Raw genomic sequence first — 25,527 nt, 5'->3', positions numbered from 1 at the left:
CCGGGTCCGCGCCGGCCGGCGGGGCTACGCTGCCGGCACGGGAGGGAGCACCATGGGCGCGGCGGGCTGGCACCAGGACCCCCGGCCGCTGCTGCGGCCGGCACCGGACCTCGACCTCGCGGCGCTGGACCGCGGCGCGACCCCCGGGTGGGACGCCGGCAAGGACGCCGCTGAGGAGTACGTGGTCGAGCGCGGCCGGCTGCTCTCGGAGCTGCAGGAGCGGCTCTTCGCCGACGGCCGCACCGGGGGGCGGCGGGCCGTCCTGCTCGTCGTCCAGGGCCTCGACACCGCCGGCAAGGGCGGCATCGTCCGGCACGTCATCGGCATGGTCGATCCCCAGGGCGTGGCGTTGCGGGCCTTCGGGGTGCCGACGGCGGAGGAGCGGCGCCACCACTACCTGTGGCGGGTGCGCCGGGCGCTGCCCGGGCCGGGGTTGATCGGCGTCTTCGACCGCTCCCACTACGAGGACGTGCTCGTCGCGCGGGTGGAGGGCCTGGTGAAGGAGTGGGTGTGGTCGCGGCGCTACGCCGAGATCAACCGCTTCGAGCGCGAGATCGTCGACGGCGGCACCACGGTGGTCAAGGTCGCGCTCCTGGTCTCCCGCGACGAGCAGGGCGTGCGGCTCATGGAGCGGCTGGACCGGCCGGACAAGCGCTGGAAGTGGAACCCCGGGGACGTCGACACCCGCGCGAAGTGGGACGCCTACCAGCAGGCCTACGCCGACGTCTTCACCCACACCTCCACCGACGCCGCCCCCTGGCACGTCGTGCCCGCGGACAAGAAGTGGTACGCGCGCCTGGCCGTCACCGAGCTGCTCACGCAGGCGCTGGTGGACCTCGACCTCGACTGGCCCAGGCCCTCGTGGCGGCTGGAGACGCAGAAGCACCGCCTCGCCGCGACGATGAGCGCCGGGGCGCTGGCGACCGCCGAGCGGAAGGCGGCCGAGAAGCTGCCGGAGGTGGCCCGGGCGGAGGCAGAGTTCGACGAGGCCGTCGCGGCCGCGGCAGACGTCGGCGGGGACGACGGCGGTGGGAGCGGGCGGCCCGCCGGCTGGGCTTGACCGTCGGGCCGCTCAGCGCCGCCGGCTCGGCGTGACCGTCGGGCCGCTCAGCGCGGCCGGCGGGGGGCGTCCGGGGCGTCCGGCGGGCTGACCGGGGTGGTCGCCCGTACGTCCCCGGGACCACCCTCGACGGCCCGGCCCTCGATGATGCGCCCCTCGGGGGCGCCGTCATCGGCGCTGCGGTCCCCCTGCGCCTCGGTGCGGCGGGCCTCCTCCGCCGCCCGCAGGCGGGCGTTGTGGTCCACGCGCCGCATGTGCTTGGTGAAGGACCAGAACAGCGGGATGGCGAGCACGGCCAGGATGAAGAAGCCCCAGAAGAACCCCTCGATGCCCGGCGAGACGTCCCAGGGCTGCAGCTCCCTGGGCGCCGGGCTCGGGCTCGGGCTCGCGGCGAGCAGCAGCACAAGCGGTGTCATGCCTCCACCCTGCCACCGTCGCCGCCGTCGCCGGCACGCGCGCCCGCCCGCTCGACCGCCTCGCGGTCGTGCCCCGGGGCCCCGGCGGCGCGCACGTCCCCGGCCGTGGGCACCGGGTACTCCCGCACCGGCCCCTCCCCCAGGCCCTCCAGCCGGACGCCGGCGAAGAGGTCCGCCTCCATCACCGGCTCGACCGGCACCCGGGTGCGGGCCAGCTCGAACTCCTCGTACGGCCAGACCTCCGCCTCGACGTCGCGCGGCACGGCGAAGAAGAACCCGTCCGGGTCGATCTGGGTGGCGTGGGCGCGCAGGGCGGCGTCGCGCCGCGGGAAGTACTCCGCGCAGTGCACCCGGGCGGTGGCCCGGCGGCGCGGCCGGTCCTGCCGCGAGCGCAGCCACCCGTCGAAGGGCGACTCGTACCCACGCTCACACAGGGCCGCGTCGACCGCCTCGATGCGGGTGAGGGAGAAGGAGACGTCGTAGTAGAGCTTCTCCACCGCCCAGGGCGCGCCCGCCTCCGGATAGGCGCCCGGGTCGGCGGCGGCGTCGAAGGCGGCCGCGGCGACCTTGTGGGCCATGATGTGGTCCGGGTGGGGGTAGCCGCCGTTCTCGTCGTAGCAGGTCATCACGTGCGGGCGGAACTCGCGGATCTGCCGCACCAGGGCGCCCACGGCGACGTCGAGCGGCTCGAGCGCGAAGCATCCCTCGGGCAGGGGCGGCAGCGGGTCACCCTCCGGCAGGCCCGAGTCGACGAAGCCGAGCCAGACCTGCTCGACGCCCAGCGCCGCCGCGGCGGCCGCCATCTCCCGGCGCCGGTAGCCGGGCATGTCGCGCAGGATGTCCTCGCGGCCGGCGAGCTGGGGGTTGAGGATGTCGCCGCGCTCGCCGCCGGTGCAGGTGACGACGCGCACGCGCGCGCCCTCGGCGGCGTACCGGGCCATCGTCGCCGCCCCCTTGCTCGACTCGTCGTCGGGATGGGCGTGCACGGTCATGAGGCGTCGCGCGTCGTCGGTCACTGTGCTCCTCTCGGGGGCGACGCCCCCGCACCGTCGGGCCCGGCCCGCGGGGGAGCGTGGCATCGGCGTCAAGAATCCAGGGACAATGGTGGCGCATCGGCGCCCCGAAAGCGACCGCCTCCGCGTCGCCGGACCGCGCCGAGAGGAAGGACCCGCCCGTGCCCAGCACTCCCCCGACCCCCGGACCGCGCCCGCCCGCCGGGGCGGACCCGGCCATCATGGCGGCCCGCTACGGGCGCCCGGCGCAGGGCCGCCGCGGCGTGATCGTCGCCGCCGTCGTCGCCGCGCTCGTCGTCGTCGCCGCCCTCGCGTGGCAGGCGACGACCGCCATGAACCGCACCAGCGTGCACACCGAGGACCTGGGGTTCACCGTGCAGGACGCCACCCACGTCACCGTGCGGTTCAACCTCGTCACCGACCCTGGGACCACGGTGCGCTGCACCCTGACGGCGCTCAACGACACGTTCACCGAGGTCGGCTTCAAGGAGGTCGTGATCGGCCCGGTCCGGGCGGCGCGCACGGCCCACGAGGCGGACGTGACGACGACGGAACCGGCGGTGACCGGCAGCGTCCAGTCCTGCGAGATCGTCGGGCGCTGAGCCCGATCTCACACGGGTGTCGCCCTGCCGCTGGTACACTGGTGTCTTTACACGCCGCCCCGGAGCGGCGCACGAGGTGCGAGCGCCCGGGCGGGATCATCCCCCCTTTGCCTCGGCCGCCTCGTGCTCTGGCGTCCGGGGCATGACCGTATGTGGAGGAGAGCCGTGACACAGACGAGCACCACCTGGCTCACCCAGGACGCGTACACCCGGCTGAAGGACGAGCTCGAGTACCTGTCCACGAAGGGCCGGGCCGAGATCGCCGAGAAGATCGACGCCGCCCGCCAGGAGGGGGACCTCAAGGAGAACGGCGGGTACCACGCCGCCCGTGAGGAGCAGGCGAAGCAGGAGGCGCGGATCAACCAGCTCACCGAGCTGCTGCGCCACGCGAGCGTCGGCGAGCCCCCGGCCGACGACGGCATCGTCGAGTCCGGCATGGTGGTGACGGCCAAGATCGCCGGCAAGGAGCGCACCTTCCTGCTCGGCTCGCGCGAGGCCGCTCCGGGTCTGGACATCGAGGTCTACTCGGAGAGCTCGCCGCTGGGCGCGGCGCTGGTCGGCCGGAAGTCCGGCGAGACCGTCTCCTACGAGGCGCCGAACGGGGCGCAGATCACCGTGGAGATCGGCGAGGTCAAGCCCTTCCAGGGCTGAGCCGCACACCGCTCCTCGCACACGCAGACGGCGGGCCCGCCCCACGGGGCGGGCCCGCCGTTTTCTGCCCCCCGGTCGTGCCGGCGACGTGCCGGGTCCGGCGCGGGCCGGGTCAGGGCCGCAGGATCGTGTAGCCGCGCCGGCGCAGGCCGTCCAGGACGCTCGCGCAGTGCTCGGGCCCCTTGGTCTCCAGCTCCACGGAGATCTCCACCTCGTCGACGGCCAGCCCCGCGGCGGTGCGGGTGTGCTCGACGCTGACGACGTTCCCGCCGCTCGCCGCCAGCTCGCGCAGCAGCGCCGCCAGGCTGCCCGGCGCGTCCTGGACGATCACCCGCATCTGCAGGTAGCGGCCGGCGGCGGTCATGCCGTGGCGGATGATGCGCAGCAGGACCAGCGGATCGACGTTGCCGCCGGAGAGGATGACGACGACGGGCCCCTCCAGGCCTTCGGGCCGGCCGAGCAGGGCGGCGACGCCGGCCGCCCCCGAGGGCTCGACCACCAGCTTGGCCCGCTCGACGAGGTAGAGCACGGCGCGGGAGAGCTCCTCCTCGGTGACGGTGCGCACCTCGGTGACGTGCTCGGCGATGATCCCGAACGGCACCTCCCCGGGCAGCGGCACCGCGATGCCGTCGGCCATGGTGTGGACGTCGGCGCGGAGCACCGGGCGGCCCTGGGCCAGGGACTCCGGGTAGGTGGCCGCCGCCTCGGCCTGCACCCCCACGACGGCGATCGTCGGGTCGACGGCGTGGATGGCGGCGGCCACCCCGGCCAGCATCCCGCCGCCGCCGGTGGGCACGACGACGGTGCGCACGTCGGGGACCTGCTCGACGATCTCCAGGCCGATCGTGCCCTGCCCGGTGACGATGTCGGGGTGGTCGTAGGGGTGGATGAGCACCCGGCCGGTGCGGGCCACCTCCTCGGCGGCCGCGTCGAGCGCGCCGGAGAGGTCCTGCCCGGCGAGGACCACCTCGGCGCCGTACTGCCGGGTGGCGGCCACCTTGGGCAGCGCCGCGTCCAACGGCATGAAGATCCGGGCCGAGATGCCGAGCTCGCGGGCGGCCAGCGCCACGCCCTGGGCGTGGTTGCCGGCCGAGGCCGCGACCACGCCGCGGGCCTGCTCCTCGGCGGTCAGGCGCGACATGCGCAGGTAGGCGCCGCGCAGCTTGAACGAGCCGGTGCGCTGGAGGTTCTCCGCCTTGAGGTAGACCGGCACGCCGAGCAGCCGCTCGAGCGTGGTCGAGGCCTCGACCGGGGTGCGGTGGGCGACGGCCGCGACCACGCGGGCCGCCTCCTGGAAGGTGGCCAGATCGGTGGTCTGCTGGGTCACCGCCGCTCGCCGTCCTCGGTGCGCCGGGCCCCGGCCAGGCGGTCCCCCGCGGGGTCGGGCGCGGCGTCCTCGGGCTTGTCGGCGCCGAGCTCCGCGTCGCCGGGCTCGGCGTCGTCGGGCTCGCGGTGCGGGCGGGCCGGCTCGGCGTCGTCGTCCTCCACCTCCCGCTCCCACGACGCGGCGATGGCCGCCTCGAGCGCCCCGGGCGGGCCGCCGGGGCGGTGGATGTCGGTGGCGAGGTGCGGGTACTTGTCGTGGCCGGTGAAGTAGAGCATCACCGTGTTGACGACGGCGACCAGCGGGACCGCGAACAGCGCGCCGAGCACCCCGGCCAGGCCGGTGCCCGCCGTCACCGCGAGCAGGATGGCGATGGGGTGCAGCGCCAGCGCGTTGCCCTGGAGCCAGGGCTGGAGCACGTTGCCCTCGAGCTGCTGCACGGCGAGGACGATGGCGAGCATGATCAGCGCGGTGACCGGGCCCTGGTCCACGAGCGCGACGAGCACCGCGACCGCGCCGGAGATGAAGGCGCCGACGATCGGGATGAACGAGAACAGGAACACCAGGACGCCGATCGGCAGGGCGAGCGGGACGCCGAGGATGGCGGCGCCCAGCGAGATGCCGACCGCGTCGACGAAGGCCACGAGGATCTGGGTGCGGGCGTAGCCGCCCAGGGTCACCCAGCCGCGGATGCCCGCCTCGTTGATCCGCACGCGCGCGCCGCGGGGGGCGAGGCGCACGAACCACTGCCAGATCCCCCGGCCCTCCTTGAGGAAGAAGAACAGGGCGAAGACGGCGATGACCGCGCCGGTGAGCACCGAGGTCAGCGAGCCGGTGACGTTGGCGACGCCGGAGACGAGCACGTCGGAGTTCGACCGCACCTGCTGGCCGATCTGCCCGATCCACTCGTTGATCTGGGCCTCGTCGATGCCCAGGGGCCCGTCGCTGAGCCAGGTCTGCAGCTGGCCGAGGCCGGCCGCGGCGCTGTTGGCCAGGGCGCCGAACCCGGAGACGATGGAGTTGCCGGCCAGGACGAGCAGCAGGGCGACCACCGCCAGCGTGCCGACGATGGCGGTCAGGGCCGCGAGCGTGCGGGGGAAGTGCAGCGTCCGGCGCAGCCAGGTCGCCACCGGCTCGAGGAGCACGGCCACGAGGATCGCCGCGAGCATGGCCACGACGATCGTCTGGAAGGTGATGACCAGGTAGCCCACGGCGAGGATCGCCGCCGCGATGACGAGCAGCCGCCACGACCAGGACGCCGTCGCCCGCACGGCCCACGGCACCGCCGCGGCCGGGTCGGTCCGGGGCGGTGGCGCGGCGGCGGCCACCCGGTGGGTGGGCAGCACGGTGTCGGTGCGCTCGCGGGAGGCGAGCCGGGACAGCCATCGTGAGTCGGGCATGGGCTCCTCGTTCATGAGAAGGAAGCGACGGGGTCAGCCTACGGGCCGGCGCCAACGCGCCTGGGCACCGTGACGCGCCCAGTTGTCGCGCCGCCGGGCGGATCCGGCCGCCGGGCGCGTCCGGCGGGAAGATCGCGGCACCGTGGGGCGTTGACCACATCGCAACGAACCTTTCGGGAGGATGCGCATGTTTGGACTTGGCCGCAGGACCCAGATGGTGAGCGCGGCGGAGGCCCTGCCCGGCCGGTCGCGGCCGGCGTTCGCGGTGCCCGCGACGCACGAGGTGCTCGGCACCCCGCTGGCCGGGCCGTGGCCGGCGGGCACCGAGGTGCTGTACGTGGCCATGGGCTGCTTCTGGGGCGCCGAGCGGATCTTCTGGCGCCAGCCCGGGGTGGTCTCCACGGCGGTCGGCTACCTCGGCGGGTACACGCCCCACCCCACCTACGAGGAGGTGTGCACGGGCCTGACCGGTCACACGGAGGCGGTGCAGGTGGCCTACGACCCGACACAGACCTCCGCCGAGCTGCTGCTCAAGGCCTTCTGGGAGAACCACGACCCCACCACGCCGAACCGGCAGGGCAACGACATCGGCACCCAGTACCGCTCGGGCATCTACGTCACCACCCCGGCGCAGGAGCAGGCGGCGCGGGCGACCAAGGCCGCGTTCCAGCAGGTCCTCACCGACCACGGGCACGGCACCATCTCCACGGAGATCCGCCCCTTCGCCGACGCCGACGGCGAACGCGGCGCCGGCCCGTTCTACTACGCCGAGGACTACCACCAGCAGTACCTGCACAAGAACCCCAACGGGTACTGCAACCACGGTCCCAACGGGCTGACGTGCCCGGTCGGGCTCGTGCGCCAGGACCAGCTGCCGGCCCAGCTGGACGTCGCACCGCCGACGGACTGAGAGACCCGCTCCCGCGAGGCGGGCGGCAGGCGGGCTCGTCCCGGCGCAGGACCAGGACCCACGCCCCGCCCGGGCGGCCGCCGGCCCGCGGGCGGCGGGTCGAGGCGCGAGGCGGCCGGTCAGGCCGCCTCGTCGTCGTCCTCGGGCCTCCGGTAGACGGCGCCGTCGTGCATGACGAAGTCCACGCGGGCGGTGGCCGCGATGTCGTCGAGGGGGTTGCCCGCCATGGCGACGACGTCGGCGCGGGCGCCGGGCCGCAGGACGCCGATGTCGTCGCGGCCGAGCATCTCGGCGGCGACCGAGGTGGCCGCTTGCAGTGCCCGCAGCTCGCTGAGGCCGGCGGCGACCATCGCCTGGAACTCCAGGATGCCGTGGCTGAAGGGAAACATGCCGCAGTCGGTGCCGAAGACGACCCGCGCGTCGCTCGCCGCGACGAGCCGCTGGGACCGCAGGATCGCCTCGTGGTCGCGGCGGAACTTCCAGACGGCCTGCTCCGGCAGGGTCCCCGCGCGCAGGGCGGCGAGGTCCTCGCGGGTCATCTGCATCGTCGGCACGAGGTACGCCCCGGCGCGGACGGCCAGCGCGATCCCCTCCTCGTCGATGAGGTAGGCGTGCTCGAGGCTGCGCACGCCGGCCCGGACGGCCTGTTTGCAGGCCTCGGGCGCGCCGGTGTGCACCGCCACCGGGTGGCCCAGCAACCGGGCGGTGGCGCACAGCGCCTCCATCTCGTCGTCGAGCCAGGTCACCCGGGCGGGATCGTCGCCGGGGCTGAAGTAGCCACCGGCGTTGGCGGTCTTGATCCAGTCCGCCCCGCTGGCGTGCTCGCGGCGCACCAGCCGCCGGATCGCCGCCACGCCGTCGGCGACCGCGGAGACCGGCAGGTCCCAGCGCGAGCCGTAGAACCCGCCCAGGTCGCCGTGGGCGCCCGTGGCGCTGAGGACGTGCCCGGCCACCACGAGGCGCGGCCCCTCCACGAGCCCGGCCGTCAGGGCGTCGCGCAGGTCGACCGTGGGGAACTCGGGGTCCATCGTGCCGAGGTCGCGCAGCGTCGTGAACCCGTACCGCAGGTACTCGCGCGCCCGGGCGAGGCCGGTCAGCGCCTTCGTCGCCGCGGACTCCAGCGTCTGCCGGGCCAGGTCGGCGGCGTCCATCGTCAGGTGCACGTGGGTGTCGATGAACCCGGGGCTGACCGTGCGCTCGGACAGGTCGATCACCTCGGCCCCGTCCGGGCGGCTCACCGACGACCCGATCGCGACGATGACGCCGTCGCGCACGGCGATCTCCGCGGGGCCGCCCAGCTCGGCCGAGACGCCGTCGAACATCGCGCCGCACCGCAGCACCGAAGCGCTCACGACCTCCACTGTCCTCCGCGGCGGTGACCGGCACATCTCGCACGTCCCGGTGGAGGGACCGCCCGGACCGGGTGCTCGTGCGCCGGTGGCCGGCGCGCGCCGGCGCCCGGCGCGCATAGGGTGAACGCAGCCCCGGCGCCGTCGGGCACGACAGAGAGGACGCTATGACCGAGCTCCCCACCGCCAGCGGCGGCTTCGGCGACAAGCCCGAGCTGGCCTTCCCCGCCACCCCCGCACCGGAGGGCCTGCAGGTGCAGGTGCTCGAGCAGGGCGACGGCGACGCCGTCCAGGCGGGCGACACCATCGTCGTCAACTACCTGGGGCAGACCTGGGGCGGGCACGTCTTCGACAACTCCTACGACCGCGGCAGCACGATCTCCTTCCCCATCGGGATGGGCGTGGTGATCGGCGGCTGGGACGACGGCCTGGTGGGCCAGCAGATCGGCTCGCGGGTGCTGCTCTCCATCCCGCCCGAGCACGGGTACGGCCCCAACGGCGTGCCGCAGGCCGGGATCACGGGCGACGACACGCTCGTTTTCGTCGTCGACGTCGTCGGCGTGGAGTAGCCCTCCAGTGGAGTAGCCCTCCTCAACGTCGGCGTGGAGCAGCCCTCCAGACGACAGCGCGGCGGCCCGCCCCCTCCGGGGCGGGCCGCCGTCGTCGTGGACCGGGGTCGTGGACCGGGTCAGTCGCTGCCGCGCAGGATGGCGAGCAGGCGCAGGAACTCGATGTACAGCCACACCAGCGTCACGGCCAGGCCGAAGGCGGCCGACCAGGCGTAGCGGCCGGGGATGCCGGCCTCGACGCCGCGCTTGATGGCGTCGAAGTCCATGATCAGGCAGATGGCGGCGAGGCCGACGGCGAAGAGGCCGAGCAGGACGCCCAGCGGGATGCCGAAGAGCTCGACGCCGGTGCGCAGACCCCACGGGTCGGTGGAGACGCCGGTGACCATGAGCACGACGTTGACGAGGGAGAACAGCGCGTAGCCGACCAGGGCGACGAGCACGAACCGGGTCAGCTTGGGGGTGACGCGCACCTTGCCGGAGGTGAAGAGGAACAGCGCCGCGACGAAGGTCGCCACGGTGCCGAGCACCGCCTGCAGGACGATGCCGCCCCACATCGCCTCGAACACGGCGGAGATCCCGCCCAGGAACAGGCCCTCGGCGGCGGCGTAGGCGAGGATCAGCGCACGGCTGGGCTCCCGCTTGAAGGCGTTGACCAGGCCGAGGACGAGGCCGACGATCGCGCCGCCGAAGGTCAGCAGCGGGTTCGCGCCCAGCACCAGGCCGTTGAGCAGGCCGAACGCGACGATGACGCCCAGGACGACGCCCGTCTTGACGATGACGTCGTCGTAGGTCATCCGGCCGGTCTCGGCCGGCGCCGCGGAGGGGGCCTGGTAGGCGCGCTCGAGGTCCTCGATCCCCGTCGGCTGGTACCCCGGCTGCGTGGCGGACGGCGTCGCGTAGCCCGTGCCGGCACCCGGGGTGTAGCCCGGGTAGGTCGGGTAGCCGTTCGGCGTGCGCTGCGCGCGCTCACCGAAGTACGGACTCTTCTCGAAGACGGGGTTGCTCACAATGCTTCCTCCTGGTCGCGGCGCCTGGACCGCGGGGGCCCGGGCCGGGTGTCGCTGGCCACTGGTCATCCTACGAGCGCCTCGCCGCACGGACGAGGCGCCTGTCCCTACGTACAACGGGACAGAGGGGGTCCGTGTTCCTGCCCGGCACGCCGGGCCGCCGCCCGCCGTCGTCGACGCCTGGCGCGTTCTCATCCCTGGGGAGGATGTCCTCCCCACGACGGCGGAGCACGGGGGCCGCCCACAATCACCCCTGCCGCTGATCCGCCGTCGCCCCGCCGGGCCCTAGCGTGGGAGACGCCGGCGGGCACCCCCGCCACCAGCGCCGACGCCGTCGGCGCCCGCGGGCGGCCACGCCCGCACCGGCGAGACGAGAGAGAGACCAGAGGATGATCGAGGCGCACGACCTCACCAAACGCTACGGCCCGAAGGCCGCCGTGGACGGCATCAGCTTCACCGTCGAGCCCGGCAGCGTCACCGGCTTCCTCGGTCCCAACGGCGCCGGCAAGTCCACCACCATGCGGATGATCATGGGCCTGGACCGGCCCACCTCCGGCCGGGTGACCGTCAACGGCAAGCCCTACGCCCAGCACCGCTCCCCGCTCAGCCAGGTCGGCGCCCTCCTCGACGCCAAGGCCGCGCACCCGGGCCGCTCGGCCCGCTCCCACCTGCGGACCATGGCCGCCACCCACGGCATCTCCACCAAGCGGGTGGACGAGGTCATCGAGATGACCGGCCTCACCGCGGTCGCGAGCAAGCGGGTGGGCGGGTTCTCCCTCGGCATGGGCCAGCGCCTGGGCATCGCCGCCGCGCTCCTGGGCGACCCAAAGACCCTCATCCTCGACGAGCCCGTCAACGGCCTCGACCCCGAGGGCGTCAAGTGGGTCCGCAACCTCGTGCGCTACCTCGCCGGCGAGGGCCGCACCGTCTTCCTCTCCTCCCACCTCATGAGCGAGATGGCCCAGACCGCGGACCAGCTCCTGGTCATCGGCCGGGGCCGGATCATCGCGGCCGGCCCGGTGCAGGACGTCATCGACGGCGTCACGGCCACCACCGTGCGGGTGCGCTCCCCGCGCGCCACCGACCTGGCCGCCCTGGTGCAGGACGCCGGCGCCGTCGTCAGCTCGACCGAGGCCGGCACGCTGGACCTGCGCGGGATCACCGCCGAGCGGGTCGGCGAGACCGCCGCCGCACACGGCATCGTCCTGCACGAGCTCACCCCCCAGCGCGCGAGCCTGGAGGAGGCCTACATGACCCTGACCCAGGAGGCGGTCGAGTACCGCTCCGAGACCACCCCCGCCGTGATGGAGCAGACCCGATGAGCACCGCCACCGCCGCCCCCGCCACCCGTGGCCGCGCCGCCGAACAGGCCCAGGTGCGCGCCCGCCTCACCTTCCCCGGCGTCATGCGCGGGGAGTGGATCAAACTCTTCTCGCTGCGCTCCACCTGGTGGTCCCTCGGCCTGACCGTCGCCCTCATGACGCTGATCGGGCTGGCCGGCGCCGCCTCCATGGGCACCATGGCCGTCACCCCCGACGGGGCGGCCATGCTCGAGCATGTCCACGGCGCCGAGTTCGTCGCCTCCGGCTACCAGATGGCGATGGTGACCGTCGCCGTGCTCGGCGCGCTGCTCATCACCGGCGAGTACTCCACCGGGATGATCCGCTCCACCCTCGCCGCCGTCCCGACCCGGCTTCCGGTGCTCGCCGCCAAGGCGATCGCGCTGACCCTGCTCACCGTGGTCGTGGGTGTCATCGGCCTCGCCCTGTCCTACCTCGTGACCATCCCGTTCCTGTCCGACCACGACCTCGTGCCGTCGCTGAGCGACACGCAGACGTGGCAGGTCTTCGGCGGGACGATCTTCTTCCTCGTCATGGCTGCGCTCTTCGCGCTCGGGATCGGCACCCTGCTGCGCTCGACCGCCGGCGCCGTGACCATCTCCCTCGTCGTGCTGCTCCTGCTGCCGGGCATCCTCCAGTTCATCCGGATCGACTGGGTCCAGGACGTGGTCAACTTCCTGCCCATGCCGGCCGCGATGGCGTTCCTCTCGGTCAGCGACACCTTCGGCGGCAACGACCTGCTCACCGCCTGGGAGGGTGTCGCGGTGGTCGCGGCCTACGCCGTCGCCGTGCTGGCCGCCGCCGCGGTGGTGCTGCGCCGCCGGGACGCCTGACCCGCCCGTGGCCCTCACCACCCGCCTCCGCCGTCGCGTCCCGCTGGGCGCCGACGGCGGAGGCGTCGCCTCGCCGCTCGCGCGCGCCGCCGCGCGGGAGGACGGCGACGGCGCCGTGCCCGTCGCGCCGCCCTCCGCCGCGGCGGAGGACCCGGACGCCGACCCCGCCCTGCGCGTCGGCCCGGTCACCCGGTTCATGCGCCGCCACCCGTGGTGGGTCGACGGCACGCTCGCCGCGCTGTACGCGGCCTTCTCGGTCACCGACTACCTCGTCGAGCGCGACCTCGGGGTGGTGCGCCCGCCCAGCACGCTGGTCCTCGTCGCGGCCTTCACCGTGCTGCTGGTCCTGCGCCGGCGCGCCGGGGTGCTCGGCGCGCTGGCGGTCGCGGTGGCCGTGCCGCTGCACCGGCTCGCGGTGCTCGGCCCGGTCCCCGACCGGCTCTCGGAGGACCTCCTCGCCGGCACGATCACCGTCGACGTCGGCACCACCGCCGTCAGCTCCTACGACCTCAGCACGCTCGCGCTGTTCCTCTACGCCGTCGCCGTCTACCGGACGCGACGCACGACCTGGCTCACCCTCGCCGCCACCGGCGCCGCCGTGGCGGCCAGCGTCCTCGCCTTCGGCGACCCGCGCATCGTCACGGCGGAGATCGGCGGCTCGGCCGCGGTGCTGCTCGTGGCCGTGCTCATCGGCCTGCAGATCCGCGCCCGGCGCCAGCGGCTGTTCCAGCTCGAGGAGCGCGCCAGCCAGCTCGCGCTCGAACGCGACCAGCGCGAGCAGATCGCGGTCTCGGCCGAGCGGGCCCGCATCGCCCGGGAGATGCACGACGTCGTGGCGCACTCCCTCGCGGTGATGATCACCCTGGCCGAGGGCGCGTCGGCGTCGCTGACCCGCCGGCCCGAGCAGGCCCGGCTCGCCCTGGACGAGCTCGCCGAGACCGGGCGCCGGGCGCTGGGCGACACCCGGCGCCTCGTCGGGGTGCTGCGCGAGGACGCGCCGGCGCCCGTCCCGGCGCCCGGGGCCGAGGCGCTGGCGCCGCAGCCGGGAGCGCACGACGTGGCCGACCTCGTCGAGCGGTTCCGGGTCACCGGGCTGCCGGTGCGGCTGATGGAGTCCGGCCCGCCGCTGCCCCCGGACGCCGGCCTGCAGCTGGCGATGTACCGCATCGTCCAGGAGTGCCTGACCAACGTGCTGCGCTACGCCCGGCTCGCGCCGCGCATCGACGTCACCATCGTGAGAACGCCCAGGGCGGTGGGCATCGTGGTGGACAATGACGCCGGCAGCACCGGCCACGCCGTCGTCGGCGGCCGCAAGGGCCTGATCGGGATGCGGGAACGGGCCGCCGTCTACGGCGGGACCGTGGAGGCCGGGCCGACGGCGACCGGGTGGTGCGTGCGTGCGCAGCTGCGATTCGACGAGGAGACAAGATGACCGAGACCACCACGGTGGGCGCCGGGACCGGGCCGGCGACGGCGACGATCCGGGTGCTGCTCGCCGACGACCAGGCGCTGCTGCGCATGGGCTTCCGCATGGTGCTCGACGGCGAGGACGGCATCGAGGTGGTCGGCGAGGCGGCCGACGGGGCCAGCGCCGTCCAGATGGCCGCGGCCCTGCGCCCCGACGTCGTGCTCATGGACGTGCGGATGCCCGGGATGAACGGGCTGGAGGCGACGGCGACGATCGCCGCCGAGCACCCGGACAGCCGGGTGCTCATCCTCACCACCTTCGACGTCGACGAGTACGCCTTCGCCGGGCTGCGCGCCGGCGCCAGCGGCTTCCTCCTCAAGGACACCCGCCCGGCCGACCTCGTCCAGGCCATCCGCACGGTGGCCGCCGGGGACGCCGTCGTCTCCCCGCGGATCACCCGGCGGATGCTCGAGCTGTTCGGCCCCCACCTGCCCGGTACCGACGCCCCGACGCCCGGCGGGCCGGACCCGCGGCTGGAACGGCTGACGGCCCGCGAGCTCGAGGTGCTCACCCTGGTCGCCGAGGGGCTGTCCAACGCCGAGATCGCCGGGCGGCTGTTCGTCTCGGAGACCACGGTGAAGACCCACGTGGGCAACCTGCTCGGCAAGCTCGAGCTGCGCGACCGGGTCCAGGCGGTCGTGCTCGCCTACGAGACGGGGCTGGTGCGGCCCAGCTGAGGCGGCTCGGCACCGGCCGGGGGCGGCCCAGATGAGGCGGCTCAGCACCGGCCGGGGCTGGCCCAAGCGCCGCCCGGCCGGCCCCGCTCAGAACACGACGTCCTTGAGGGCGAGCAGGCGGGCGACGGTGGCCGGGTCGACCTTGTCGGGGCTGCCCGCGTCGAACGGGGGCATCGGGTCGTACTCGATCCCGCACTGGATGGCCTGGGCCGCCGCGCGCCCGGCCAGCCGGTCGGCGAGGGCGAGCGCCATGTCGATGCCCGCCGACACCCCGGCCGCGGTGACGTACTTGCCGTCGACCACCACCCGCTCGGCCACCGGCACGGCGCCGTGGGCGGCGAGGTCCTCGCGGCGCACCCAGTGGCTGGTGGCGCGCCGGCCGCGGAGCAGCCCGGCGGCGGCCAGGATCAGCGAGCCCGTGCACACCGCGGTGGTGACGGTGCTGGTGGCGTCGGCGGCGCGCAGCCAGTCCTGCACCGGACCGTCGGCCATGTGCCGCTGCTGGCCGATGCCGCCCGGGACCACGACGACGTCGGGCCGGGGCACCTCCTCGAGCGTGGCGTCGACGGTCAGGGCGAGGCTGCCGAGGTCCGTGCGCACCGCGCCGCGACGCTCGCCGACGAAGGTCAGGCGCGCCCCGGGCAGCCGGCCCAGCACCTCGTAGGGCCCGACGGCGTCGAGCGCGGTGACCTGGTCGAACAGCAGGATGGCGATGTCCATGGGGGCTCTTCCTCTCGGTGGGGAGCCCTCACGCTAGGGACCGCGCCGCCGGTGTCGCGCCGGTGAAACCGCCGGGTTGTCGCCCCGATGGTCGCCACCGCCGGACGCGGGCGCCGGCGCGACCGCCGCCCGCCGTCAGGCGAGCGCCAGCTGGACGAGCTGGGTGCGCGAGGTGACGCCGGTCTTGGCGAACACGTTGCGCAGGTGGAAGTCGATGGTCCGGGGGCTGAGGAACAGCTGCGCCGCGACCTCCCGGTTCGACAGGCCCTGACGCACCAGCCCCACCACCTGCAGCTCCTGCGGCGTGAGCGAGGCGTCGGCGGGCTCGTCGCGGCGGCGGGCGGTCTCGCCCGAGGCGCGCAGCTCCTGCGCGGCCCGCTCCGCCCACGGCCGGGCCTGGACCTCCTCGAAGGTGGCCAGGGCGGCGCGCAGCTGCTCGCGGGCGTCGACCCGGCGGCGCACCCGGCGCAGGTGCTCGCCGTAGGCCAGCTGGGTGCGGGCGCGGGCGACCAGCCGCGGGGAGCGCTCGTGGTGGGCCAGCGCGGCGCGGAAGTGGCGCTCGGCGTCGGCTCCCTCGGCGAGCAGGGCCCGGGCGTGCTCGGCGGCCGCCGCCGCCCACGCCTGGCCGGTGGCCGCCGCGAACCCGGCGAGGTCCGCCGCGCACGCCTCGGCCACGGCGGCCTCGCCGGCCCGCAGCGCCGCCTCGACCCGGTCCACCGCCGCGGAGCGGACCAGCGGGCCGTAGCTCATCGCGGCGAGGTGGCGGTGGGCGGCCACCGGGTCCGCGGCGCGCAGCCCCCGCGCCCAGCGGACCACGTCGCGCAGCATGCCGCCCAGCGTGCCCACCGGCTCCTCCGCCAGCGCCGGCTCCACCGCGGGGAGCAGCGCGTCGTAGGCGGTCTCGTCGCCGCGCAGCGCGGCCAGCAGCAGCAGGGTCGCCCGCGGCATGGCGGCGAGCACCGGCTGCCGGGTCTCCTCCCCCAGCGCCAGGGCCTCGCTGGCGCGGGCCTCGACGGCGGCCCACTGCCCGGCGACGACGTCGCCGGCGGCCAGGCGGGTGAGGGCGTACAGGACCAGGACCATCGCGCCGGAGTCCCGGGCGCGGGCGAGCATCCGGCCGTGGTAGTCGGCGCCGGCCTCGTCGTCGCCGAGGTGCATGGCGGCCACCGCGAGGTTGGGCAGCAGGTCCTCGTCGTCCCCGTCGGCGATCCGGGCCGCGGCGAACAGCGGCCGCAGGACCCCGGCCGCCGGGGCCCAGCGGCCGGCGGCCGCGTGGTCGAGGCCTGCGGTGAGCTCGGCGAGCCACCGGTCCCGCGCGGGGTCCGCCGGCCCGGGCGCCGGGGCGGCGGCGGCCGCCTCGACGCCGTCGACGTCCGCGCCGGCGCCGGCCAGCGCGGCGGCGAAGAGGGCGAGCTCGCGGGCCCGCCGGGGATCGGCGGGCGCCACCTCGTGGGCCGCGGTCAGGACCATGCGGTGCGCGCGGGCGACGGACCCGGTGTTCCACTCCACCCGGGCGCGCAGCCGGGCGAGGTCCGCGCGCAGCAGGGGGTCGGCGGCGGTGGTGCTCGCGGCGTCGGCCAGGGCCCGGGCCCGGGCCGGGTCCCCGGCGAGCCAGGCCGACGTCGCGGCGCCGAAGAGCCGCCGGGCGCGGGCCGCCGGGGCGGCGGTGAGCTCGGCGGCGCGCTCGTAGGCGGCGGCGGCCGCCTCGTGCCCGCCGCGGCGCCGGGCCCGCTCGGCGGCCTGTTCCAGCTCGGCGACCACGGCCTCGTCGGGCTCGACCGTGCCCGCGGCGCGGTGCCAGGCCCGGCGGTCGGCGTCCGCCTCGCCCAGCGCGTCCGCGAGCGCCCGGTGGGCCGCGCGCCGCTCCTGGCTGGTGGCGGCGTCGTAGACGGCGGAGCGCACCAGCGGGTGGCGCAGCTCCAACTGGGTGCCGGCCACCCGGACCAGCCCGGACCGCTCGGCCTCGTCCAGGGCGGTGGGGCCGACGCCGAGGGCGCGGGCGGCCTGCTGGACGGTGCCGACCCGGGTCGAGTCGTCCGCGGCCGCCACCAGCAGCAGCCGCTGGGCGTCGGCGGACAGGCGCCGGGTCCGGTCGAGGAAGACCCGCTCGACCCCGCCGGTCACCGGCAGCCGCGCCGGCAGCGGGGCGCGCCCGGCGAGCTGGTCGGAGCTGAGGACCTCGGGCAGCTCGACGAGGGCGAGCGGGTTGCCCCCGGTGCTGGCGCGCAGCCGGGCCGCGACGCCGGCGGCGACCGGCGCCCCGGCCTGGGCGGCCAGGAGCGCGGCGACGCCGTCGTCGTCGAGCCCGGCGACGACGAGCTCGGGCAGCCCGCCGCCGTCGAAGGAGCGCACGTCGCCCTCCCGGGCGCCGAAGAGCACCGCGACGCGCTCGCGCTGGAGCCGGCGGGCGACGAAGAGCAGGGCCGCGGCGGAGGCGTCGTCGAGCCAGTGGGCGTCGTCGACGACGGCGAGGACGGGTTCGGCCGCGGCGGCCTCGGCGAGCAGGTTGAGCGCGGCGAGGAACACGAGGAACCGGTCGACCTCGCCGTGCTCCTCCCCCAGCACCACCCCCAGGGCGCGGGCCTGCGGGGCGGCGAGCCGGTCGGCCCGGTCGAGGACGGGGCGCAGCAGCCGCTCCAGGGCCGCGAACGGCAGCGGCGCCTCGGACTCGATGCCCTGGGTGCGCAGCACCTGCACGCCCGTGGCGCGCGCCGCGGCGTCGGCGAGCAGCACCGACTTGCCGGCCCCCGGCTCGCCGCGCACCACCAGCGCGCCGCCGCGGCCCTCGCGCGCGGCCCGGACCACCTCGTCGATCGCGGCCTGCTCCCGCGCGCGTCCCTGCACTCTCACGGGCCGGAGAGTAGCGCCCCGGCGGCGACCCGGTGGCCACCCCGGTGATTTCACCGGCGCGAGCCGCGTCGCCGGCCCGGGACGATCGTCGTGCCCCACCCGCCCGACCGACCCGGTCGGCCCGTCGCACGAAGGAGCCCGACATGTCTCAGACCACCGCCGAGTACCAGGTCACCGGGATGACCTGCGAGCACTGTGCCCGCGCCGTCGCCCGGGAGGTCGGCGCCCTCGCCGGCGTCGCCGACGTCGCCGTCGACCTCGCCACCGGGCGGGTCACCGTCCGCAGCAACCGCGCCCTGCTCACCGAGGAGATGGCCGCCGCGATCGACGAGGCCGGCTACCAGCTCTGCCACTGAGCGCCCCGCCCTGTGAGAGGAGCCCCGCCGTGACCGCGACCGCCTCGCCCGCCCCGGCCAGCACGACCATGTCGGCGCCGGCGCCCGGCCCGGCCGCCACCACCGCAGCCGTTGAGCGCACGTTCGACATCGGCGGCATGACCTGCGCCTCGTGCGTCGGCCGGGTCCAGAAGGCCCTCGGCCGGGTGGACGGGGTGGTCGCGGCGACGGTCAACCTCGCCACCGAGACCGCGACGGTGAGCTACGACCCCGCCGTCGCCGACGTCGCGACCATGACGGCCGCGGTGACCCGGGCCGGCTACACCGCCGCGCCCCGGCCCGCCCCGCGCCCCGACGGCGACGGCACCCGCGCGGACGCCGCAGCCGGCACCGGTGGCGCCGCCGCCCCCGACCCCCGGGGGCAGGACCCGGAGGCCGACGCCCTCGATGCCCGCCGCGACGCCGAGATCGCCCGCCTGGGCCGGCGCTGGACGGTGGCCCTCGCCGTCGGCCTCGGCCTCATGGCCGTGATGTACGTGCCGATCCACCTCGACACGATGGACTGGCTCATGCCGCTGCTCCTCGTCGTCGCCACCGTCGTGCAGCTGTGGGCCGGGGCGGACATCTACCGCGCCGCGTGGACCGCGGCCCGCCACCGCGCCACGAGCATGAACACCCTGGTCGCGCTCGGCACCGGGGTGGCCTACGGGTACAGCGCCCTCGTGACCCTGTGGCCGGGCCCCGCCGAGCGGTGGGGCCTGCCGCTGCACGTGTACTTCGAGACCGCCCTGGTGGTCGTCGCGCTCGTGCTGCTCGGCCGTTGGCTCGAGCTGCGCGCCAAGAAGCGCACCGCCGCCTCGCTGCGGGCGCTGGCCAGGCTCGCCCCGCGCACCGCGCGCGTCGTGCGCGACGGCGCGGAGCGCGACGTCCCGCTCGAGGACGTCCGGGTCGGCGACGTCGTGCGGGTGCGCCCGGGCGAGCAGGTGCCCGTGGACGGCGTCGTCACCGACGGGGCCTCCGCCGTGGACGAGTCCATGCTCACCGGCGAGAGCGTCCCGGTGGAGAAGACCACGGGCGACGCGGTCATCGGCGCGACGGTCAACCGCACCGGCACGCTGCTGGTGCGCGCGGACGCCGTCGGCTCCGACGGCACCCTCGCCCAGATCATCCGGCTCGTCGAGGACGCCCAGGGCACCAAGCCCCCGATGCAGCAGCTCGTGGACAAGGTGGCGGCGTGGTTCGTGCCCGCCGTGCTCCTCGCCGCCGCGGTCACCTTCGCCGCGTGGCTGACCTGGGGACCGGCCGAGGACCGGCTGGTCCTGGCCATCACCGCCACCGTGGCGGTGCTCATCATCGCCTGCCCGTGCGCCCTGGGCCTGGCCACCCCCACCGCCGTCATGGTCGGCACCGGCAAGGCGGCCGAGCTGGGCATCCTCGTCGGCGACGGCCAGGCGCTGGAGACCGCCCGCCGGGTCAGCGCCGTCGTCCTCGACAAGACCGGCACGCTCACCCGCGGCCGCCCGGCCCTGGTGGACCTGCACCCGGTGGACGGCTGGGACGGCGCGGAGCTGCTCGCCGTGCTGGCCGCGGCCGAGGTGCCCAGCGAGCACCCGACCGGCGCGGCGCTGGTGGCCGCCGCGCGCGAGCGCGGGCTCGCCCTGCGGCCCGCCGGCTCCTTCGAGGCCGTGCCCGGCCACGGCGTCACCGCCGAGGTCGGCGGGCGGCGGGTCGTCGTGGGCAACCGGGCCCTGCTGGACGCCGAAGGGATCGACGCGACGGCCCTCGAGCCGGCCGCCCGGGCCGCCGCCGCGGCCGGGGCGACGCCGCTGTTCGCCGCCGTCGACGGGCGGGCCGCCGGCCTCGCCGCCGTGCGCGACACGGTCCGCCCCGGCGCGGCCGACGCCGTCGCCCGGCTCCGCGCCCTCGGCCTGGAGGTCTGGATGCTCACCGGCGACCACGCCGCCACCGCCCGCGCGGTGGCCGCCGAGGTCGGCATCGCGCACGTGCGGGCGGAGGTGCTGCCGGCCGGCAAGGCCGACGCCGTCGCCGAGCTGCAACGGGCCGGGCACGTCGTCGCCATGGTCGGCGACGGCATCAACGACGCCCCCGCCCTCGCCCAGGCCGACCTCGGCGTCGCCATCGGCACCGGCACCGACGTGGCCAGGGCCGCCTCCGATCTCACCCTGGTCGGCGGCGACCTCGGCGGCCTGGTCGCCGCCCTGGCGCTGTCGCGGCGCACCGTCGCGACCATCCGGCAGGGGCTCGTGTGGGCCTTCGCCTACAACGTCCTGCTCATCCCCGTCGCCGCCGGGGCGCTGTACGCCTGGGAGGGCCTGCTGCTCGACCCGGTCCTGGCCAGCGCCGCGATGGCGACGAGCTCGGTGAGCGTGGTGACCAACGCGCTGCGGCTGCGCCGCTTCCGCCCGCCGGCCACCGCCGCGGAGCTGCTCCGCCCGCCGCTGCTCGCCCGGCTGCGCCAGGGCGCCTACCTGGCCGGGGTGGCGGTGGTCGCGCTCGCCCTCGGCGTCGGCTTCACGGCGGCCAGCCGCACCGACGCCGCCGAGCGCGGCATGAACGGGCTGCTGGCGTGGCAGGCGGGGATGGGCATGCCGATGCGCCCGGCGATGAGCGTCATGGAGGAGGCCGAGGTGGCGCCGCTGAGCCCGCACGACGCGGGCATGCGGGTGGACGTGGACGTGCCCGCCGACCTGGCACCGGGCCGCCCGGCGACACTGACCGTCTCGGTGCGCGACGCGGCCACCGGAGCGCTGGTCACGGACGTGGTGCGCACCCACCAGGTGTGGATGCACATGATCCTCACCCGCTCCGACCTGGGCACCTTCGCCCACATCCACCCCGAGCCCACCGGCACCCCCGGCGTGTTCGCGGTGACCGCCGAGCTGCCCACCGGCGGCCGGTACGCCCTGCACACCGAGTTCCGCCGGCAGGGGCAGATGGCCGACGTCCTCGACGCCCGCGAGCTCACCGTGCCGGGTGCGGCTCCCGCCGCGCCGCTGCCCGCCGACGAGGTCCGCGAGCACGTGGTCGGCGGGGTGCGGGTGCGCCTCGACGGCGAGGCCCACGCCGGCGGGCGCAGCGACCTGGCGTTCCGTCTCACCGACCCCGCCACCGGGCGGCCCGTGACCGACCTGCAGCCCTACCTGGGGGCGGCCGGGCACGTCGTGGTCATGGCCGCGGACGGGTCCACCTTCGGGCACCGCCACGCCGAGACCGAGGACGGCCGCGGCCGGCCGGTGCTCGCCGTCCCGGCCACCCGGTTCGGGCCCGAGCTGGACCTGCACGTGAGGTTCGACCGGCCTGGGGTGTACCGCCTGTGGGCGCAGTTCCGGATCGGGGACGGCACGGTGGTCACCGCGCCGTTCACGCTCCGGGCGGAGTGGGCACGGCTTCCCGACGCGGTGCGTCCAGCAGCTGCCGGACGCCCCGGGTGAAGCTCTCGACCGTGAGGTCCCCCAGCATGAGCCGCTGCAGGATGAAGCCGGGAACGAGGCCGACCATCGCCTGGGCCGCCTCCTCCGGGTCGGCGTCGGCGGCGAGGTGGCCGGCGGCCTGGTGACGCCGCATCACCTCCGCCCACTGCTCGCGCAGGCGGGCGACGCGGGGGCGCAGCAGCTCGCGGACCTCCCCGCCCCGCACGGCCTCCGCCCAGGCCTGCACGGTCACGACGGTGAGGTCGACGTCGTCGTCGCCCACGGCCATGAGGGCCTCGAGCGCCGCGCGCAGGACGTCGGCGGGGTGCGGCGCCGCACCGTCGCCCAGCAGTCCGTGAAAGACCTCGTCGATGGAGCCGATGGCCCGGTCGGCGATGGCGAGCAGCAGCTCGCGCTTGCCGCGGAAGTACCCGTAGACAGCGCCTGCGGACAGGCCGGACTCGCCGATGACGTCGGCCATCGTCATCCCCTGGAAGCCGCTGCGCGCGACGCAGCGGAAGGCCGCCTGAAGGATCTGCTCCCGGCGCGTGGCGCGGTGCTCAGCGGTGACGCGAGGCATGACCCCATCGTAAAACGAATATTCGTTCTTGACAGCGCGGCACCCGACCGCCACGCTGAGTCCAAAACCGAAAGAACGTTCGTTTTTATGAGGAGGCATCGATGCACACGTCCAAGACCCCCTGGGGTCACGTCCTCGCGCTGGTGCTCGGGCTGGGCACGCTGGTCTCCGTGGCGCTGCTCACGTTCGCGTGGCCGGCGGTCAACGTCGCCCCGCGCGCCGTGCCCGTCGCGCTCTCGGCGCCGGCGCCGGTCGCCGCCGAGCTCACCCGGACGCTCGACGGCGTCGCGCCTGGCGCCTTCGCCGTCACCGCCGCCGACGACCGCGCCGCGGCGGTCGACCTGGTCGAGGGGCGCCACGTCTACGGCGGGCTGGTCGCCGGCCCGCAGGGCGCCGAGGTCCTCGTCGCCTCGGCCGCCGGCCCCGCCGTCGCCCAGCTCCTCACCGACGTCGCGGAGCGGCTGGGCGAGGCCCAGCAACGACCCGTCCAGGTGACCGACGTCGCGCCGCTGCCCGACGACGACCCGCGCGGCGTCGGCCTCGCGGCCGGGGCGCTACCGCTCGTGCTCGGGGGCATCGCCACCGCCTCCGCCCTGCGCCTGCGGGTCCCTGAACCGACCCGGCGCGTCGGGGGCGTGCTCGGCGCCGGCGCGGTCGGGGGGATCGCGATGGTGGCCATCCTGCAGTGGCTCGGGGTGGTGTCAGGCGCCTTCTGGGCGAACGTCGCCGTCGTCGCGCTCGCGATCACCGCGACCGCTGCGGCGCTGCTCGGCCTCGAGCGTCTGGCCGGACTCCCGGCGATGGCCCTCGGCGGCGCGACCGTGCTGCTGCTCGGGAACTCGTTGTCGGGGCTGACCAGCGCGCCGGTGCTGCTGCCCACCGGCTGGGGAGCGCTGGGCCAGCTGCTCCCGCCGGGCGCGGCCGCCACCGCCCTGCGCTCCACCGCCTACTTCGACGGCGCCGGTGCCACCGCCCCGCTCCTCGTGCTGGCGGCGTGGTCGGTTCTCGGCCTGGCGCTGATGGTGCTGCCGGTCCGTCGTCGCCGGGCGGATGTTCCGGCGGCGACGCCGGCCCCGGAGCCGAGCACCGCCGGAGGTCGGTGACCGGCAGACCCGCGATGGCGCCGGACCTGGGGTCCGGCGCCATCGCGCATGCGCTGTGCGGGGGGGTTACTGCTTGCCCGAGGGCTGCTTGCCGCCCGCCACGGCCGGCGTCTTGGCGGCGGCGGGGGCCGGCGTCGGCTTCTTGCCGGACGCCACGGCCTCCTCCCAGGCGGCGCGCGGCCGGGAGAGGGCGCTGAGCGAGACCAGCTCGCGGCGGAAGACCAGCGCCTGGGTCCAGTCCGCGAGGATGCGGACCTTGCGCTCGAAGGACGGCATGGCCATGACGTGGTAGCTGCGGTGCATGAACCAGGCCAGCGGGCCGCGGAACTTGTAGCCCTTGATCTGCGCCACGCCCTTGTACAGCCCGAGGGAGGCGACCGTGCCCACGTTCTCGTGCACGTAGTCCGTCGGCTGCTCGCCGCGCAGGACCCGGACGACGTTCTCGCCGAGGTGCTTGCCCTGCCGCACCGCGTGCTGGGCGGTCGGGCCGCAGGTGGCGCCGGGCCCCTGGGTCAGATCCGGGACGGCGGCGCAGTCGCCGGCGGCCCAGGCATCCTCGACCACGGTGCCGTCCTCGTTGGTCACCTGCAGGGTGGCGTTCACGCGGACGCGGCCGGCCTTGTCCAGCGGCAGGTCGGTCTGGGCCAGGACCGGGTGCGGCTTGACGCCGGCGGTCCACACGACGGTGTCGGCCTCGAACTTCTCGCCGGTGGACAGCTCGATGTGCCCGTCCACGCAGGAGTTAAGGAAGGTGTTGAGGTGGATCTCCACGCCGCGCTCGCGCAGCTGCTCGAGGGCGTAGCCGCCGAGCTCCTCGCCCAGCTCGGGCAGGATGCGCCCGGCGCCCTCGACGACGACGAACCGGAGGTCCTCCGGCTCGATGGAGTCGTACTCCTTGGTGGCCGCGCGGGCCATGTCCTCGACCTCGCCGATGGCCTCGATGCCGGCGAAGCCGCCGCCGACGAAGACGAAGGTGAGCATGCGCTTGCGCTCGTCGGCGTCCCACGTCGACGCGGCCATGGCGAGCTGGTTGAGCACGCGGTTGCGCAGCGCCGTGGCCTCCTCGATGTGCTTGAAGCCGATGCCCATCTCGGCCAGGCCGGGGATCGGCAGCACGCGGGCGACCGAGCCGAGGCCGACGACGAGGTGGTCGTAGGTGACCTCGTAGGCGGGGTCGTCGGTGAGCGGCTTGATGACGGCCTTGCGCTCGGCGTGGCGGATCTCGGTGATGTTGCCGGTGAGGACCGTGGTGCCCTCGAGCTCACGGCGCAGCGAGGTGACGACGTGGCGCGGCTCGATCGAGCCGGCGGCGGCCTCCGGCAGGAACGGCTGGTAGGTCATGTACGGCCGCGGGTCGACGACGGCGATCTCCGCGTCCGCGCGCCCCAGCTGCTTGCGCAGCGTGGTCGCGGTGTACAGGCCGATGTACCCACCGCCGGCGATGAGAATGCGCGGCGTGCGGCCGCCGTGGATGACGGGCCGGACGCTCTCCTCGGAGCGGGCCGCCATCGTCTTCGCGGCGTAGACGCCGGCACCGGCGAGCGCGGCCACGGACGTGGTGGCGGCGAGAGAGCGCAGGAAGGAAGCCATACGGCCATGGTAGGAGCCGTCCCCGCGGCCCTCCACGCGAGACCGGGTGATTTGCCCGTGAGACGCACCACGTGCTGACAAGGCGTCAGAACGTGCTATGCGATCACGCCCCGGGTTGCGCCGACCGCCGTGACCTCAGCGATGTCGGGCGACACCCCCAGGGTGCCCCCAGCGGGATTCGAACCCGCACTCGGCCGGGTTTAAGCCGGCTGCCTCTGCCAGTTGGGCTATGGGGGCCCGGCCGGTGCGGACGGGCGGCCGGCGCGGCGCGCTCGCCCATCCTGCCGTACGCGGGGCGC

21 protein-coding genes, 1 tRNA gene and 1 pseudogene are annotated in these 25,527 nt (G+C 75.7%); 12 read left to right on the top strand and 11 right to left on the bottom strand.

Annotated elements, in window-relative coordinates; translation table 11 throughout:
- Positions 1–52: 52 nt before the first annotated feature.
- Positions 53–895, top strand: a pseudogene (locus GD880_RS06255) (PPK2 family polyphosphate kinase); the annotation flags it as partial.
- 212 nt (positions 896–1,107) lie between these two features.
- Here the strand turns inward: GD880_RS06255 and GD880_RS06250 are convergent.
- Together GD880_RS06250 and mca are read right to left on the bottom strand one after the other, a co-directional pair.
- On the bottom strand, positions 1,108–1,476 hold the full coding sequence (locus GD880_RS06250) for a hypothetical protein (protein ID WP_152230763.1): 369 nt from the start codon (positions 1,474–1,476) through the stop codon (positions 1,108–1,110).
- Positions 1,473–2,492, bottom strand: a complete 1,020-nt coding sequence (mca, locus tag GD880_RS06245) for a mycothiol conjugate amidase Mca (RefSeq protein ID WP_319593250.1) — start codon at positions 2,490–2,492, stop codon at positions 1,473–1,475. The genes GD880_RS06250 and mca overlap by 4 nt, the downstream gene beginning before the upstream one ends.
- 158 nt (positions 2,493–2,650) lie before the next feature.
- On the opposite strand from mca, the gene GD880_RS06240 reads away from it, so the two are divergent.
- A complete protein-coding gene (locus GD880_RS06240; RefSeq protein WP_152230762.1) occupies positions 2,651–3,091 on the top strand; it encodes a DUF4307 domain-containing protein in 441 nt (146 codons plus the stop codon).
- Between the two features lie 165 nt (positions 3,092–3,256).
- The gene (greA, locus tag GD880_RS06235) at positions 3,257–3,742 is read left to right on the top strand and encodes a transcription elongation factor GreA (protein WP_405002727.1); all 486 of its coding nucleotides are present in this window, start codon (positions 3,257–3,259) and stop codon (positions 3,740–3,742) included.
- 112 nt (positions 3,743–3,854) lie between these two features.
- On the opposite strand, the gene ilvA is transcribed toward greA, so the two are convergent.
- Both ilvA and GD880_RS06225 read right to left on the bottom strand, forming a co-directional pair.
- The gene (gene ilvA, locus GD880_RS06230) at positions 3,855–5,069 is read right to left on the bottom strand and encodes a threonine ammonia-lyase (RefSeq protein WP_152230760.1); all 1,215 of its coding nucleotides are present in this window, start codon (positions 5,067–5,069) and stop codon (positions 3,855–3,857) included.
- Complete coding sequence (locus GD880_RS06225; RefSeq protein WP_152230759.1) at positions 5,066–6,466, bottom strand: AI-2E family transporter; 1,401 nt, start codon at positions 6,464–6,466, stop codon at positions 5,066–5,068. Before GD880_RS06225 ends, ilvA begins: the two co-directional genes overlap by 4 nt.
- Positions 6,467–6,653: 187 nt before the next feature.
- On the opposite strand from GD880_RS06225, the gene msrA reads away from it, so the two are divergent.
- Positions 6,654–7,376 (top strand): peptide-methionine (S)-S-oxide reductase MsrA, encoded by a 723-nt coding sequence (gene msrA / locus GD880_RS06220; protein ID WP_226909421.1) that lies wholly within the window; start codon positions 6,654–6,656, stop codon positions 7,374–7,376.
- Positions 7,377–7,495: 119 nt separating this feature from the next.
- On the opposite strand, the gene GD880_RS06215 is transcribed toward msrA, so the two are convergent.
- Complete coding sequence (locus tag GD880_RS06215; protein WP_152230758.1) at positions 7,496–8,728, bottom strand: metal-dependent hydrolase family protein; 1,233 nt, start codon at positions 8,726–8,728, stop codon at positions 7,496–7,498.
- A gap of 164 nt (positions 8,729–8,892) precedes the next feature.
- On the opposite strand from GD880_RS06215, the gene GD880_RS06210 reads away from it, so the two are divergent.
- Entirely contained in the window at positions 8,893–9,294 is a 402-nt protein-coding gene (locus GD880_RS06210; RefSeq protein WP_152230757.1) for an FKBP-type peptidyl-prolyl cis-trans isomerase, read from the top strand.
- Positions 9,295–9,413: 119 nt separating this feature from the next.
- Here the strand turns inward: GD880_RS06210 and GD880_RS06205 are convergent, their stop codons facing one another.
- Positions 9,414–10,301, bottom strand: coding sequence for a Bax inhibitor-1/YccA family protein (locus tag GD880_RS06205; protein ID WP_152230756.1), 888 nt, complete (start codon positions 10,299–10,301; stop codon positions 9,414–9,416).
- 389 nt (positions 10,302–10,690) lie between these two features.
- Here GD880_RS06205 and GD880_RS06200 point away from each other — a divergent pair, with 389 nt between their 5' ends.
- The 4 genes from GD880_RS06200 to GD880_RS06185 are packed head-to-tail and all read left to right on the top strand — an operon-like array spanning position 10,691 to position 14,619.
- On the top strand, positions 10,691–11,623 hold the full coding sequence (locus GD880_RS06200) for an ABC transporter ATP-binding protein (protein ID WP_152230755.1): 933 nt from the start codon (positions 10,691–10,693) through the stop codon (positions 11,621–11,623).
- The gene (locus tag GD880_RS06195) at positions 11,620–12,474 is read left to right on the top strand and encodes an ABC transporter permease subunit (protein WP_152230754.1); all 855 of its coding nucleotides are present in this window, start codon (positions 11,620–11,622) and stop codon (positions 12,472–12,474) included. The genes GD880_RS06200 and GD880_RS06195 overlap by 4 nt, the downstream gene beginning before the upstream one ends.
- Positions 12,475–12,481: 7 nt before the next feature.
- The gene (locus tag GD880_RS06190; protein WP_152230753.1) at positions 12,482–13,906 is read left to right on the top strand and encodes a sensor histidine kinase; all 1,425 of its coding nucleotides are present in this window, start codon (positions 12,482–12,484) and stop codon (positions 13,904–13,906) included.
- Positions 13,903–14,619 (top strand): response regulator, encoded by a 717-nt coding sequence (locus GD880_RS06185; RefSeq protein WP_152230752.1) that lies wholly within the window; start codon positions 13,903–13,905, stop codon positions 14,617–14,619. The genes GD880_RS06190 and GD880_RS06185 overlap by 4 nt, the downstream gene beginning before the upstream one ends.
- Positions 14,620–14,706: 87 nt before the next feature.
- Here GD880_RS06185 and GD880_RS06180 read toward each other — a convergent pair whose 3' ends face one another.
- Together GD880_RS06180 and GD880_RS06175 are read right to left on the bottom strand one after the other, a co-directional pair.
- Positions 14,707–15,339, bottom strand: a complete 633-nt coding sequence (locus tag GD880_RS06180; protein ID WP_152230751.1) for a DJ-1/PfpI family protein — start codon at positions 15,337–15,339, stop codon at positions 14,707–14,709.
- A 135-nt stretch (positions 15,340–15,474) separates the two neighbouring features.
- Positions 15,475–18,189, bottom strand: coding sequence for an AAA family ATPase (locus GD880_RS06175; protein ID WP_152230750.1), 2,715 nt, complete (start codon positions 18,187–18,189; stop codon positions 15,475–15,477).
- A gap of 143 nt (positions 18,190–18,332) precedes the next feature.
- Here GD880_RS06175 and GD880_RS06170 point away from each other — a divergent pair, with 143 nt between their 5' ends.
- Entirely contained in the window at positions 18,333–18,545 is a 213-nt protein-coding gene (locus GD880_RS06170) for a heavy-metal-associated domain-containing protein (RefSeq protein ID WP_152230749.1), read from the top strand.
- A gap of 68 nt (positions 18,546–18,613) precedes the next feature.
- Positions 18,614–21,976 (top strand): heavy metal translocating P-type ATPase, encoded by a 3,363-nt coding sequence (locus GD880_RS06165; RefSeq protein WP_152230850.1) that lies wholly within the window; start codon positions 18,614–18,616, stop codon positions 21,974–21,976.
- On the opposite strand, the gene GD880_RS06160 is transcribed toward GD880_RS06165, so the two are convergent.
- Positions 21,906–22,535, bottom strand: coding sequence for a TetR/AcrR family transcriptional regulator (locus GD880_RS06160; protein ID WP_193314389.1), 630 nt, complete (start codon positions 22,533–22,535; stop codon positions 21,906–21,908). The genes GD880_RS06165 and GD880_RS06160 overlap by 71 nt on opposite strands.
- Positions 22,536–22,636: 101 nt before the next feature.
- Between GD880_RS06160 and GD880_RS06155 the strand changes: the two genes are divergently transcribed.
- Positions 22,637–23,638 carry a hypothetical protein gene (locus GD880_RS06155; RefSeq protein ID WP_152230747.1) on the top strand — a complete coding sequence of 334 codons (1,002 nt, stop codon included), beginning with the start codon at positions 22,637–22,639 and terminating at the stop codon, positions 23,636–23,638.
- Positions 23,639–23,704: 66 nt separating this feature from the next.
- Here GD880_RS06155 and GD880_RS06150 read toward each other — a convergent pair whose 3' ends face one another.
- Together GD880_RS06150 and GD880_RS06145 are read right to left on the bottom strand one after the other, a co-directional pair.
- Positions 23,705–25,228 carry an NAD(P)/FAD-dependent oxidoreductase gene (locus GD880_RS06150; protein WP_319593248.1) on the bottom strand — a complete coding sequence of 508 codons (1,524 nt, stop codon included), beginning with the start codon at positions 25,226–25,228 and terminating at the stop codon, positions 23,705–23,707.
- 163 nt (positions 25,229–25,391) lie between these two features.
- Positions 25,392–25,465, bottom strand: a tRNA-Leu gene (locus tag GD880_RS06145).
- Positions 25,466–25,527: the final 62 nt, after the last annotated feature.

It is taken from the genome of Georgenia ruanii (assembly GCF_009193175.1).
Classification (GTDB): Bacteria; Actinomycetota; Actinomycetes; order Actinomycetales; family Actinomycetaceae; genus Georgenia; species Georgenia ruanii.
Note: the sequence above shows the minus strand (reverse complement) of the source record. Positions and strands in the feature narration are given on the sequence as shown.

Bases quoted from the DNA above. Each gene is read 5' to 3' on its own strand.
- GD880_RS06250 (WP_152230763.1), bottom strand. From the start codon at position 1,476: ATGACACCGCTTGTGCTGCTGCTCGCCGCGAGCCCGAGCCCGAGCCCG.
- GD880_RS06225 (WP_152230759.1), bottom strand. From the start codon at position 6,466: ATGCCCGACTCACGATGGCTGTCCCGGCTCGCCTCCCGCGAGCGCACC.
- msrA (WP_226909421.1), top strand. From the start codon at position 6,654: ATGTTTGGACTTGGCCGCAGGACCCAGATGGTGAGCGCGGCGGAGGCC.
- GD880_RS06210 (WP_152230757.1), top strand. From the start codon at position 8,893: ATGACCGAGCTCCCCACCGCCAGCGGCGGCTTCGGCGACAAGCCCGAG.
- GD880_RS06200 (WP_152230755.1), top strand. From the start codon at position 10,691: ATGATCGAGGCGCACGACCTCACCAAACGCTACGGCCCGAAGGCCGCC.
- GD880_RS06195 (WP_152230754.1), top strand. From the start codon at position 11,620: ATGAGCACCGCCACCGCCGCCCCCGCCACCCGTGGCCGCGCCGCCGAA.
- GD880_RS06185 (WP_152230752.1), top strand. From the start codon at position 13,903: ATGACCGAGACCACCACGGTGGGCGCCGGGACCGGGCCGGCGACGGCG.
- GD880_RS06180 (WP_152230751.1), bottom strand. From the start codon at position 15,339: ATGGACATCGCCATCCTGCTGTTCGACCAGGTCACCGCGCTCGACGCC.
- GD880_RS06170 (WP_152230749.1), top strand. From the start codon at position 18,333: ATGTCTCAGACCACCGCCGAGTACCAGGTCACCGGGATGACCTGCGAG.
- GD880_RS06165 (WP_152230850.1), top strand. From the start codon at position 18,614: ATGTCGGCGCCGGCGCCCGGCCCGGCCGCCACCACCGCAGCCGTTGAG.
- GD880_RS06160 (WP_193314389.1), bottom strand. From the start codon at position 22,535: ATGCCTCGCGTCACCGCTGAGCACCGCGCCACGCGCCGGGAGCAGATC.
- GD880_RS06155 (WP_152230747.1), top strand. From the start codon at position 22,637: ATGCACACGTCCAAGACCCCCTGGGGTCACGTCCTCGCGCTGGTGCTC.
- GD880_RS06150 (WP_319593248.1), bottom strand. From the start codon at position 25,228: ATGGCTTCCTTCCTGCGCTCTCTCGCCGCCACCACGTCCGTGGCCGCG.